This window comes from Kitasatospora sp. NPDC088391 (assembly GCF_044753345.1).
In the GTDB taxonomy this organism is placed as follows: Bacteria; Actinomycetota; Actinomycetes; order Streptomycetales; family Streptomycetaceae; genus Kitasatospora.
In genome coordinates this window covers 190,850-203,132 of record NZ_JBIVNB010000002.1, presented here as the reverse complement: position 1 = coordinate 203,132, position 12,283 = coordinate 190,850, and the positions used below count along the sequence as shown (strand labels likewise).

The window sequence follows — 12,283 nt, the reverse complement described above, 5'->3', positions numbered from 1 at the left end:
AGCAACCCCATGCCCGTCCTCGACACCGACGGCGGCGAGTTCACCCTCGACGGCGCCCCGTTCCGCATCCTCTCCGGCGGCCTGCACTACTTCCGGGTCCACCCCGGCCACTGGGCCGACCGCCTGCGCAAGGCCCGCCTGCTGGGCCTCAACACCGTCGAGACGTACGTCCCGTGGAACCTCCACCAGCCCCGGCCCGGCGAGTTCCGCTTCGACGGCGGACTCGACCTGCCGGCCTTCCTCGACCTCGCCGCCGCCGAGGGCCTGCACGTCCTGCTCCGGCCCGGCCCGTACATCTGCGCCGAGTGGGAGGGCGGCGGCCTGCCGTCCTGGCTGCTCGCCGAACCCGGCGTCCGGCTGCGCAGCAACCACCCCGGCTACCTGCGCGCCGTCGAGGGCTGGTTCGGCGAACTGCTCCCCCGGGTCGCCGACCGGCTCGCCACCCGCGGCGGCCCGGTCCTCGCCGTCCAGGTCGAGAACGAGTTCGGCGCCTACGACGACGACACCACCCACCTGGCGCACCTCGCCGACCTGCTGCGCCGCCACGGCGTCGACGTCCCGCTGTTCACCTGCGACCAGCCCGGCGACCTCGCCCGCGGCGCCCTGCCCGGCACCCTGGCCACCGTCAACTTCGGCAGCCGCGCCCGCCAGGGCCTCGCCGCACTGGACGAACTGCGGCCCGGGCAGCCGAAGCTGTGCGCCGAGTTCTGGATCGGCTGGTTCGACCGCTGGGGCGGCCGGCACGTGGTGCGCGACGCCGACGACGCCGCCCGCGCCCTGGACGAGCTGCTCGCCACCGGCGCCTCCGTCAACCTGTACATGTTCCACGGCGGCAGCAACTTCGGCTTCACCAACGGCGCCAACGACAAGCACACCTACCGGCCCACCGTCGGCAGCTACGACTACGACGCCCCGCTCGACGAGGCCGGCGACCCCACCGCGAAGTACCACGCCTTCCGCGACGTGCTGGCCAAGTACGGGCCGCCGCCCGCCGGACCGGCCCCCGCTGCCGCCCGCAAGCTGCCCGCGACCACCGTCCACCTCGCCGAGAGCGCCCCGCTGCTCGCCGACCTGCCGCTGCTCGGCACGCCCGTCCCCGCGCTGCGCCCGCTCACCATGGAGGAGCTCGGCCAGGACTTCGGCTTCGTCCTCTACAAGGCGGTGCTGCCCGCCGCCGGCCCCGCCCTGCTGGAGGCCGGCGCCGTCGCCGACCGCGCCCAGGTGTTCGTCGACGGCCAGCCCGTGGGCGTGCTGGAACGCGAGCGGCACGAGCGGGCGATCGCCTTCCACGTCCCCCGGGCCGGCGCCGTGCTGCGGCTGCTGGTGGAGAACCAGGGCCGGGTCAACTACGGCGAGGGCCTGCACGACCGCAAGGGCCTGCACGGGCCGGTGCTCCTCAACGGCGCCGAACTGACCGGGTGGAGCAGCCTGCCGCTGCCCCTGGACGACCTCTCCGAACTGTCCTTCACCGGCACCGCGGGCCCCGTCCCCGGCCCGGTCTTCCACCGCGGCGCCTTCCAGGTCGACGAGCCCGCCGACACCTTCCTGCACCTGCCCGGCTGGACCAAGGGCAACGCCTGGGTCAACGGCTTCCCGCTCGGCCGCCACTGGTCCCGCGGCCCGCAGGGCTCGCTGTACGTGCCCGGCCCGGTCCTGCGCCCCGGGTCGAACGAACTCACCGTCCTGGAGCTGCACGCCGCCCCGTCCCACCGCACCGCCCGGCTGCTCCCCCACCCGGACCTCGGCCCCACCGAGGAGTAGCGCCGTTCGGGTCAACGCCGCGGGTCGGCGGCGGTGTGAACGGCCCCGGCATGGAAAGAAGGGCCGCATGCGATTTGTTCCGGATGCGGTGGCGGCGGCGGTGCGCCGCGGAGCCAGGGACCCGTTCACCGTGCAGACGGTGCGGGCCACGGTCGCGGCGACCCTCGCGTACGTGGTGGCGACCTGGCTGAGCAGCGAGCCGGTGCCGCTGACCGCCCCGCTGACCGCGCTGCTGGTCGTCCAGGTCACGGTGTACTCGACGCTCACCACCAGTGTCCGGCGGGTCAACTCGGTGGTCGTCGGCGTGCTGATCGCGATCGGCTTCTCCACCGTGGTCGGCCTGTCCTGGTGGAGCCTCGGGCTGATCATCCTGGCCTCGCTGGTGATCGGACGGTTCGTCCGGGTCGACGAGTTCGTCCAGGAGGTCGCGATCAGCGCGATGCTGATCCTCGGCGTCTCCCAGGTCACCTCGCAGGCCTGGGACCGGGTCCTGGAGACCCTGATCGGCGCCGCCGTCGGCCTGCTGTTCAACCTGGTGTTCGCCGCCCCCGTCTGGGTCGACACCGCCGGCGAGTCGATCGAGGACCTGGCCCGCCGGGCCCGGCAGCTGCTGCTCGACCTCGCCGAGCAGGTCGGCCGCCCCGTCCCCGTCGAACGGGCCGCCGAGCGGCTGCACGAGGCCCGGCGGCTCGACCAGGCCATCGCCCAGGTCGACGCGGCCCTCCGGCAGGCCGAGGACAGCCTGCGGCTCAACCCGCGGATCAGCGAGGGCCTGCTGTCCCGGCTCGTGCTGCGCACCGGCCTGGACACCCTGGAGATCTGCGTGGTCGTGATCCGGGTCATCGCCCGCTCGCTCACCGACCTCGCCAAGCGCCGCGCCCCCGGCGAGCAGCTCTTCGCCGGGGACGTCGCGGTCGCCCTGGAGGAACTGCTCGGCCACGTCGGCAGCGCGCTGGTCAGCTTCGCGGTGCTGGTCACCACCCAGGTCAGCCGCAACGCCGAGGAGGCCGAGCAGCGGCTCGCCGCCGAACTCGCCGCCGCCTGGTCCTGCCGCGAGAACGTCGCCCGACTGCTGCTGCACCGGGTCCGGGAGCACCCCGAGGACTGGCAGCTGCACGGCGCGCTGCTCGCCGAGATCGACCGCATCCTCGACGAACTCGACCTGGAGCACCGCGGCCGCCGGCTGATGGAGGAACTCGACCGCGCCTCCGTCGCCGCCCGCGACCGCTTCACCCGCTTCGCGAAACTGCGCCGGCTGGCCCGCGGCGAACGCCTGCGGCCGCGCCGCGGACGGTGAGCCGTTCGGGGGAAACGTTTTATCTGACCGGAGTGTTGTGATGGGCCGTCAGGAGGACGCGAGGACTCTCGGTGGGGTGGTCGGCGCGGTGCCGGCTCTTCCCCCCTCCCCGGAGCGCCCATGACCCCCCACCGTCTCCGCCCGGCCGGCGTGCTGGCCGGTGTCGTCCTGCCGCTGGCCTTCCTGACCGGTGCGGCGCACGCCGCGCCCGGTGACAACGGCGACGTGAAGGTCCACGACAGCGCCACGGGCGTGGACAGCCAGAACGACGACCCGAAGGTCTGCACGTTCTACCTGGACGGCTTCAACTTCGACGCCGGGCAGTCCGTGTCCTGGCACATCGACCAGCAGCCGCCGACCGGCAACGCCCAGGTGCTGAGCGGCACGCTCCCCCTGCCCACCGGCCACGCCCGCACCGTCGACCAGTCCCTGCCGAACGGCCACTACAAGCTGTTCTGGAACTTCACCGGCGAGAACGGCGACGCCAAGCAGAAGACCTTCATGGTCGACTGCCCCGCGCCCAGCGGCTCGCCGTCCCCCGTGAGCGGCGGCAACCCGTCGCCGTCCGCCTCCCCGTCCACCTCCACCCCTCCCTCCGCTTCCTCCTCCCCCTCCGCTCCCGGGCGGACGCCGCAGGGCGGGGTCGCGGCGGGCGCGGGCGGTGCCTCGCACGGGGCGAACCCGGCCGAGGTCGCCGTCGGCGCGGCGCTGATCGCCGGGGCGGCCTGGCTGGTGGTGCGCCGCACCCGCAACCGTTCGCGGCGTTGACGTTCCCCGCACGCCGCAGGCGCTCCCGCGGCGCCGGCCCGCTCCGGGTCGGCGCCGCGGCCGTCGCGCTGCTGTGCGGGGCCTGGCTGGTCCGGGACGGCCTGACGACCGCCCGGCCCCCGGCCCCGCCGCCGCTGCCGCCGGCCGCGACCGCGGGCCCGACCACCGCGGCCGCCCCGTCCGCCGCCCCCGCCGCCCGGGCGCTCGCCCCGTCCGAACCGCGCCGGCTGCGCATCCCGTCGATCGCGGTCGACGCCTCGTTCGTGCCGCTCGGCCTGGACGGGCACGGCGCCCTCGGCACCCCGCCGGTGGGCCGCCCCGACCTGGTCGGCTGGTACCGGGACGCGCCCGCCCCCGGCGCGGACGGCACCGCCGTGGTGGTCGGCCACGTCGACGACCGGCACGGCCCCGGCGTCCTCTACCGGCTGGGCCTGCTGCGTCCCGGCCTGACCATCAGCGTCACCCGGCAGGACCGCCGCACCGCGACCTTCACCGTCGACGCCGTCCGCTCCTACCCCAAGTCCGCCTTCCCCGCCGAGGTGTACGCCCCCACCGGGCGGGCCGAACTCCGGGTGATCACCTGCGGCGGCCACTACGACCGGCGCACCGGCTACGACTCCAACACCGTGGTGTTCGCCCACCTGACGGCCTGACTGCCTGACGGGCCGTCCGGGTGCTCAGGGCCCGGCCGCCGGGTCGGGGAGGTCGCAGGAGAGCTGGTCGGCCGCGAAGGCGGTGAGCAGGCGCAGGGCGTGCTCGACCGGGACGGCGGAGTTGTGGCTGACCAGGTGCAGCCCGAGGCCGTCCTCCATCGCCAGCAGGGCCTGCGCGAGGTCGTGCGGCTCGCGGCGGAGCGTGAAGGCGCCGGACGCCGCGCCGGCCTCCAGGATCGTCTCGTAGAGCAGCACTTCGCGGTCCCAGAGCGAGGACATCAGCGCGGCGTGCACCCGGCTGCGGGCCGCCAGGCCGTGCAGTTCGTAGAGCAGTCGGCAGCTCGCGTCGTCCGGCCCGGCGGGCAGCCCGGAGCGGAAGGCCCGGGCCAGGCGCTCCGCCGGGCCGGCGATCCGGGAGACGGCGCGCAGCCGGGCCGCGACGTAGCGGTCGACCAGGGTCCGGTGCAGTTCGTAGACCAGGTCGTCGGTGTTCGCGTAGTGGTACAGCACCGACCCGGGCGAGACACCCGCCTCGCCCGCCACCGCCCGCACCGTCAGCGCGGACAGCCCGCTGCGCAGCAGGGCGCGCTCGGCGGCCTCGACGAGTTCGGTACGGCGCTTGGCGGAGTCACGGCGGGCGGTCACCCGGCCATCATCGCCCACCGGCGGGAGCGGGCGAAGCGCCGGGGACGGCCGACGGCAGGACGGCAGGACGGCAGGGACGGCAGGGACGGCGGGGACGGGTGCGGCGGGGCCCGGCCCGGGGAGGCGGTGCCACGGGACGGGCCGGAGGCGGGCGGGCAACGGCGGGGGCAACGAAGCGGGCCGGGCGAAGCGGGCCGGGCGACGGGACGTCAGGTCGCGGGCGCGTCAGGCGCGTTCGCGGGCGGTGACGGTGGCGGCGTGCGCCGGGAAGTCCTCGTGGGCGGCGAAGGCGGTGACGATCGGGGCGAGGCGGCGGAAGGCGGCCTCGTCGAGGCGGGCGACGGCGATCCTGGTCAGGTAGGTGGCGGCGGTGACGCCGCTGACCCGGCGGGCGTAGCCGGAGGTGGGGAGGGTGGCGGGGGTGCCGATGGCGAAGTTGGAGGCGGCCATGGTGGTCCACTGGCCGAGCAGGACGGTGCCCGCGTGGCGGACCCCGGGCAGCCAGGACTCCGGTTCGGCGACGGCGAGTTGGAGGTGCTCGGGGGCGTAGGCGTTGGCGATCTCCAGCGCCTCGGCGCGGTCGGCGGCGAGCAGGACGCCGCCGTTGCGGAGGATCGACGCGGCCGCGTATCCGGCGCGCGGGGCGGGCAGCGCGGCGAGCTGCTCGGCGACGTGCGCGGCGGCCTCGGCCAGCACCCGCGGGTCGGTGCCGACCAGGACGGCGGAGGAGTCGGGGCCGTGCTCGGCCTCGTTGACCAGGTCGACGGCGAGCAGCCGGGGGTCGGCGGAGGAGTCCGCGAGGATCAGGGCGTCGCTCGGGCCGAAGCCCGGTTCGGCGACGCAGCCGAGGCGCTGCGCCTCGGCCTGGGCGGCGGCGACGGCGGGACTGCCCGGGCCGACGATCCTGCCGACGGCCGGGACCGTCGCCGTCCCGCAGGCCAGCGCGGCCACGCCCGCGGGGCCGTTGCACCGGTAGACCTCGCTGATGCCCAGCTCCTCGGCGACCACCAGCACCGCCGGGTCGACCCGGCCGTCGCCGCCGGGGGCGGGGGGCACCAGGACGGCGATCCGCTCGACGCCCGCGACCACGGCGGGCGTGCCGGTCTGGATCAGCACCGAGGGGAACGAGCCCTTGCCGGACGGCACGAACAGGCCGACCGAGTCGATCGGGCGGACGATCTCGCCGGTCTCCACCCCGTCCGCCGCGCGCCGCCACTCCCCGCGCGCCAGCACCGCCTCGTTGAACGCCCGCACCTGCCCGATCGAGGCCCGCACCGCCACCACCAGCTCCTCCGGCAGCCCGGCCCGCGCCCGCGCGAACTCCTCCGCCCCGACCCGCAGCCGCCCCGCCGTCAGCTCCACCCCGTCGAACCGCCGGGTCGCGTCCAGCACCGCCGCGTCCCCCCGCACCCGGACGTCCTCCACCAACTCCCGGATCGCCCCCCGCAACTCCCCGCCCACCGCCCCGCCCCGCTCCAGCAGCCCCCGCCGCTCCCCCGCCGCCAGCGCGGACCAGCGACGGACCTGGGGGGTCAGGGCGCTCACGGAACTCATGGGGGTTCTCCTTCAGCGGTCGGTGCTGCTCGGCAACTTTGAACAAGTGTTCAGAAGTTTCCGACCGCCATCAACCGGTTTTACCGGAGCAGATCCCTCAAATTGTTGATCGGGTGTTCAGTTTCCGGTCAGGTGGGCTTCGGGGTGTAGCGGGCGAGGAAGAGGTCGACGCCGGCGGTGATCTGGGCGTCGAGGGCGGGGAGGTCGAGGGGGGTGGTGGGGGCGAAGGTGTGGACGAGTTGGGGGATGCCGACGGTGGTGGCGACGAGTTGCTGGACGGCGAGGCCGGGGTCGGGGACGTCGAGGGCGCCGCGGGCGGTGAGGTCGGTGAGGAGGTCGATCAGGGGGCGGTTGTTCATGTCGTAGGTGACGCGGTACCAGAGGCCGCCGAGTTGCGGGAAGCGGTCGATCTCGCCGATGACCAGGCGGCGCAGCGACATGATGCCGGGGCTGAGCAGGATGCGGGCCAGCGCCGCGGTGTGGCGGATCAAGCCGGTGCGCAGGTCGGGGGCGGCGGCGACGGTGGCGGCGGCCGGGGGGAGGTCGGCGTAGGTGGTGGGGAGGACGCCGCCGACGACGGCGAGGAAGAGGCGCTCCTTGCTGCCGACGTGCTTGTAGACGGTGGCCTTGGAGACGCCGGAGCGCTTGGTGATGGCGTCCATCGAGGCGGCCGAGTAGCCCTCGGCGAGGAATTCGGCGAGGGCCGCGTCGATGATGGCGCGGCGCTTGCGGGTGCTGGCCTCGGACGGGTCCGGGATGGTCGGGATGCCGTACTCGTCGAGCGGATCGGGGGTGGTCTCGGCGGGCATGGTGCGGTCCCTTCGCGGTGGGTGGGCGGGCGGTGCCGTCCCGGGAGGGGGACGGATCGGGTCGATCGCCCCGTCAGTGTATGAACTGAACAGTTCGGTCGACAACGGACGCGAGCACCGGCCCGGCCGCCACTCCCAGCGGGAAGGCCAGGTTGAACAGGCCGATCGCCGCGCCGCGCCGCTCGGCGGGCACCGCGTCGGCGGCGAGCGCCGTCAGCCGCCCCTGCCCGCCCGCCGTGACCAGCGCGCTGACCAGCGAGCCCGCCGCGACCGGCGCCGCCCAGGGCGCGAGGGCCGCGACCGCGGCGGCCGCCAGCGAGGCGGCGGCCAGCACCGCGGGACGCTGCCCGGGCCGGACCACCCGGGTGGCGAGCAGCGCGCCGGTCAGCGCGGCGCCGGAGACGGCCAGCGCGGTGGGCAGCGGCGCCCAGCCGGTGAGCCCGGCGACCCGGCGCGGGACGCCGTACACCAGCGCGAAGTTGACGGTGGCGAGCAGCAGCATCAGCGCGGCGGCCCGCCGGAAGGCCGGCACCCGGAGCAGGTCGAGCGGCAGCACCCGCCCGGGCGCGGCCGGGCCCGCCGCGCCGGACCGGGCCGCCCGCAGCGCCGCCGGGACGACCGCGAGTCCGAGCAGCGGCAGCACCGTCGCGGCCCGCCAGTCGAGCGCCTGGGCGGCCAGCGCGCCGACGGACAGCCCGACGATGCCGCCCGCCGCGTTGCCGACCGCGACCCGTCCGGCGGCCCGGCCGCTGCGGTCCCGGCCAGCGATCCGGAACGCCGCGAGGGTCAGCCCGGCCGCGCCGACCGCCTCCACCGCGCGCCCCGCGAGCAGCACCGGCAGCAGCGGCGGGGCCGCCAGCAGGACGGCCGCGCCGAGCGCCACCAGGACGGCGCCGAGCCGGACCATCCGCTCCGGCCCGCCGCGCCGGGCGAGCGCCGACATCAGCGGCGTGCCGACCACCAGCCCGATCCCGTACCCGGTCAGCAGCCAGGCGGCCGTCCCGACCGGGACGTGCAGGACCTCGGCGACGGCGGGCAGCGCCAGGCCCGGCCCGGAGATGCCAGCCGCGGCCGTCCCGGCGAGCAGCACGGCGGGGAGGGTGGTCGGGGCGGGAAGGGCGGCGGTCCGGAGGGCGGGGGCGGCGGAACGGGGGGCGAGGAGCTGGTGGGCGTTCACGGTGGAAGCACTTCCGTTCACGGGATTTCGCGGGATCTCACGGGATTTCGCGGGACTTCACAGAGGGCGTGCGGGACGGGCGGGGCGGGGGCTCACTGCGGCATGACGCCCATCGCGCCGCGGGCGAAGTCCTGCTGGGCCTGCCGGAGTTCGGCGGCGGTGTTCATCACGAACGGGCCGCTGCGGGCGACCGGTTCGCCGATCGGCTCGCCGGTCAGCACCAGCACCTCGGCGGGCCCGTTCTCGGCCCGGACGGTGAAGCGCTCGCCGTCGGCGAGCACCGCGAGGTGCCCGTCCGGCAGTTCGGTGCCGCCGACGGTGGCGCGGCCGGTGAGGACGTAGACGGCGGCGTTGTGGTGGGTGGGCGCGGTGAACTCGGCGCGGCCGCCGGCGTCCAGCCGGGCGTGGGCGACCAGGACCGGGGTCAGGGTCTCGAACGGGCCGGTGGCGCCGTGGGTGGAGCCGGCGATGACGGTGATCCGGGCGCCGTCGGCGGTGACGGCCTCGGGCAGGTCGCCGGCCTCGGCGTTCTGGCTGCGCGGGGCGGTCCACTTGTGCCGGGCGGGGAGGTTCACCCAGATCTGCAGCATGTGCTGGAGGCCGCCGGCGGCGAGGAACTCCTCGGTGGGCAGCGCCTCGTGGACGATCCCGGAGCCCGCCGTCAGCCACTGCACCCCGCCGGCCCGGACCACGGCCCGGTGGCCGCGCGAGTCGGCGTTGGCGATGTCGCCGGCGATCACGTACTGGATCGTCTCGAAGCCGCGGTGCGGGTGCGGCGGCGCGCCCTTGGCCTCGCCCGGCGCCAGCTCGACCGGCCCGACCTGGTCGACCATCAGGAACGGGTCGAGGAAGGGCAGTTGCTCGGTCGGGAAGGGCCGGCGGACCGGGAATCCGGCGCCCTCGTAGGTGTGGAACGGGCTGACGGTGCGGGTGACGGTGCGCTCGGGGGCGGCGCCGGGGGCGGTGGCGGCAGCGTCGGTGGCAGTGGCAGTGGTGGTGGCAGGGGTGGTGGCCGCGGTGGCGGCGGGTGCGGTGGTCATGGCTCTACTGAACTAGACGGACCAGTTCACTGTCAAGACTGAACCGTTCCGTTGACAAGACTGAACCGAATCGTTTAGTTTTCTCGGCGTCGGAACAACCGCCGCACCACTCGCCCCAGGGGGACCACCATGACCGGCTCCAAGATCTTCGCCATCTCCGGCTCGCTCCGCGCCGACTCGCACAACACCCGACTCCTGCACGCCGCGCAGAAGTTCACCCCCGTCGACCAGCAGATAGAGATCTACGAGGGCCTGCGCGACATCCCCCCGTACGACTACGACCTGGACACCCCGGAGCTGCGCCCCGCCGTCGTCGAGGACCTGCGCCGCCGGGTCGCCGAGGCCGACGGCCTGCTGATCGCCACCCCCGAGTTCAACTACTCGATCCCCGGCGTGCTGAAGAACGCGCTGGACTGGCTGAGCACCGACTGGACCCGCACCGAGGGCCTGCCGCTGCACCGCAAGCCCACCGCGATCCTCGGCGCCGCCCCCACCAACTTCGGCAGCGTCCGGGCCCAACTCGCCCTGCGCCAGGTGTTCGTGTGGACCGAGAGCGACGTGGTGGTCAAGCCCGAGGTGATCGTCTTCCGGTCCCACGAGCGCTTCGACGCCGACGGCAACCTGACCGACGAGACCACCGTCGGACTGCTCCGCGGCCTGCTCACCGCCCTGCAGGACAAGATCGACGCCCGCTGAGGACGGCCCGCCGCCCCGCGCCCGCCCGCCCACCTCCCGGAGGGTCCGCCATGACCATCCCCGTCACCGCCACCCACCTCGGCACCGCCACCCTGCTGCTGCGGATCGGCGACCTGACCGTCCTCACCGACCCGGCGCTCGACCCCGGCCCCGCCGACTACCCCGCGGCCCGGCCGCTGCGCCGACTGGCCGGACCGGCCCTGCCGGCCGACCGGCTGCCGCCCGTCGACCTGGTGCTGCTCTCGCACGACCAGCACAGCGACAACCTCGACCCGACCGGCCGCACCGTACTGGCCCGGGCCCGGACGGTGCTCACCACGCCCGAGGCCGCCGGACGCCTCGCCGCCGAGCACTCCTCCGGCCCGGTCCGCGGCCTCGCCCCCTGGGAGAACCACCGGATCACCGCGGGCCGCACCACCGTCACGGTCACCGCCGTCCCCGCCCGGCACGGCCCCGCCGGCACCGAGGCCGTCACCGGGCCGGTCACCGGCTTCGTGGTCGAGTACGAGGGCGGCGCGCTGTACGTCTCCGGCGACACCGTCCGCCACGAGGCGCTGGACGCCGTCGGCGCCCGCTTCGACCTCGACATCGCCTTCCTGCACCTCGGCGACGCGCACTTCCCGGGCACCGGCGAGCCGGCGTTCTCGATGAGCGCCGCGGAGGGCGCCGCGCTCGCCCGCACCCTCGGGGCCCGCACCGTCGTCCCCGTCCACTACGAGTCCTGGGCGCACCTCGCCGAGGACCCGGCCCGGATCGACGCGGCCTTCGCCGCCCCCGACCTGGCCGGCCGCCTGCTCCGCCTCACCCCCGGCGTCGCCACCGCGATCCGGTCCGGCGCACCGGCGGCCGCCGCGCCGTCCGGGGCCGCCCCGAACCCGAAGGAGAACACCGGCACCGTGTCCAGCACCGGCTCCGTGTCCAGCACCGGCTCCGTGTCCAGCACCGGCTCCGCGCCCGCCGAGGTCCGGCACCGCACCGTCGAGGTCAAGGGCCTGCCCGTCTTCTACCGGGAGGCCGGCGACCCGGCCAACCCCACCCTGGTCCTGCTGCACGGCTTCCCGAGCAGCTCCTCGATGTTCCGCAACCTGCTGCGCGACCTCGCCGACTCCTACCACCTGATCGCGCCCGACCACCTCGGCTTCGGCCGCTCCGCGACCCCGCCCGTCGAGGAGTTCGCGTACAGCTTCGAGAACCTCACCGACCACACCCTGGCCCTGCTCGACACCCTCGGCGTCGACCGGTTCGCGCTGTACCTCCAGGACTACGGCGCGCCGATCGGCCTGCGGATCGCCTCCCGGCACCCCGAGCGGGTCACCGCGCTGATCTCGCAGAGCGGCAACGCCTACCTGGAGGGCTTCACCCCGTTCTGGGACGTGCTGTTCGCGCACGCCGCCGACCGGGCCGCCCACGAGCCCGCCGTCCGGGAACTGCTCACCGCCGGGGCCACCCGCTGGCAGTACACCCACGGCGTCCCCGCCGACCGCCTCGACCTGGTCTCCCCCGACACCTGGACCCTCGACCAGGCCGGGCTCGACCGCCCCGGCAACCGGGAGATCCAGCTCCAGCTGTTCTGGGACTACCAGTTCAACCTCGACGGGTACCCCGCGTTCCAGGAGTACTTCCGCACCCACCGCCCGCCGACCCTGGTCGCCTGGGGCCGCCACGACGAGATCTTCGGCCCCGCCGGCGCCACCGCCTTCGCCCGCGACCTGCCCGACGCCGAGATCCACCTGCTGGACGCCGGCCACTTCGCCCTCGAGACGCACGGCCCCGAGATCGCCGCCCTGATCCGCGACTTCCTCGGCCGGACGCTCTGACCCCCCGTCACGCCGGGGCCCGCCCCCTGTCGCCAGGAGGCGGGCCCCGGTGCGTGCCTGCGACCG

Annotated in this window: 11 protein-coding genes and 1 pseudogene; 7 read left to right on the top strand and 5 right to left on the bottom strand. The window is 75.4% G+C overall.

All coding sequences use genetic code 11. The features are described from left to right. Positions 1-9 precede the first annotated feature (9 nt). From ACIQBJ_RS05485 to ACIQBJ_RS05470, 4 genes are all read left to right on the top strand, one after another. Positions 10-1,761: a beta-galactosidase family protein gene (locus tag ACIQBJ_RS05485; protein ID WP_400703941.1), complete on the top strand. Its 1,752-nt coding sequence runs from the start codon at positions 10-12 to the stop codon at positions 1,759-1,761. 67 nt (positions 1,762-1,828) lie between these two features. Continuing rightward, positions 1,829-3,058: an aromatic acid exporter family protein gene (locus ACIQBJ_RS05480; protein WP_400703938.1), complete on the top strand. Its 1,230-nt coding sequence runs from the start codon at positions 1,829-1,831 to the stop codon at positions 3,056-3,058. A gap of 120 nt (positions 3,059-3,178) precedes the next feature. After that, positions 3,179-3,826, top strand: a complete 648-nt coding sequence (locus ACIQBJ_RS05475; protein WP_400703935.1) for a hypothetical protein — start codon at positions 3,179-3,181, stop codon at positions 3,824-3,826. Further along, on the top strand, positions 3,823-4,479 hold the full coding sequence (locus ACIQBJ_RS05470) for a class F sortase (protein WP_400703932.1): 657 nt from the start codon (positions 3,823-3,825) through the stop codon (positions 4,477-4,479). The genes ACIQBJ_RS05475 and ACIQBJ_RS05470 overlap by 4 nt, the downstream gene beginning before the upstream one ends. A 24-nt stretch (positions 4,480-4,503) precedes the next feature. On the opposite strand, the gene ACIQBJ_RS05465 is transcribed toward ACIQBJ_RS05470, so the two are convergent. The 5 genes from ACIQBJ_RS05465 to ACIQBJ_RS05445 form a co-directional block, all read right to left on the bottom strand. Next, positions 4,504-5,124, bottom strand: coding sequence for a TetR/AcrR family transcriptional regulator (locus ACIQBJ_RS05465; protein WP_400703929.1), 621 nt, complete (start codon positions 5,122-5,124; stop codon positions 4,504-4,506). Positions 5,125-5,349: 225 nt separating this feature from the next. After that, entirely contained in the window at positions 5,350-6,678 is a 1,329-nt protein-coding gene (gene hisD / locus ACIQBJ_RS05460) for a histidinol dehydrogenase (protein ID WP_400703926.1), read from the bottom strand. 128 nt (positions 6,679-6,806) lie between these two features. After that, the gene (locus ACIQBJ_RS05455) at positions 6,807-7,487 is read right to left on the bottom strand and encodes a TetR/AcrR family transcriptional regulator (RefSeq protein ID WP_400703923.1); all 681 of its coding nucleotides are present in this window, start codon (positions 7,485-7,487) and stop codon (positions 6,807-6,809) included. A gap of 73 nt (positions 7,488-7,560) precedes the next feature. Further along, entirely contained in the window at positions 7,561-8,664 is a 1,104-nt protein-coding gene (locus ACIQBJ_RS05450; RefSeq protein WP_400703920.1) for an MFS transporter, read from the bottom strand. 92 nt (positions 8,665-8,756) lie between these two features. Further along, positions 8,757-9,704 (bottom strand): pirin family protein, encoded by a 948-nt coding sequence (locus tag ACIQBJ_RS05445; RefSeq protein ID WP_400703917.1) that lies wholly within the window; start codon positions 9,702-9,704, stop codon positions 8,757-8,759. A 129-nt stretch (positions 9,705-9,833) separates the two neighbouring features. Between ACIQBJ_RS05445 and ACIQBJ_RS05440 the strand changes: the two genes are divergently transcribed. The 3 genes and pseudogenes from ACIQBJ_RS05440 to ACIQBJ_RS05430 all read left to right on the top strand — a co-directional run bounded on the left by ACIQBJ_RS05440 (position 9,834) and on the right by ACIQBJ_RS05430 (position 12,217). Continuing rightward, complete coding sequence (locus tag ACIQBJ_RS05440) at positions 9,834-10,400, top strand: NADPH-dependent FMN reductase (RefSeq protein WP_400703914.1); 567 nt, start codon at positions 9,834-9,836, stop codon at positions 10,398-10,400. A 50-nt stretch (positions 10,401-10,450) separates the two neighbouring features. Next, positions 10,451-11,104: pseudogene (locus ACIQBJ_RS05435) on the top strand (MBL fold metallo-hydrolase); the annotation flags it as partial. A gap of 228 nt (positions 11,105-11,332) precedes the next feature. Beyond that, positions 11,333-12,217 carry an alpha/beta fold hydrolase gene (locus tag ACIQBJ_RS05430; protein WP_400705800.1) on the top strand — a complete coding sequence of 295 codons (885 nt, stop codon included), beginning with the start codon at positions 11,333-11,335 and terminating at the stop codon, positions 12,215-12,217. The last annotated feature ends 66 nt before the right edge of the window (positions 12,218-12,283 follow it).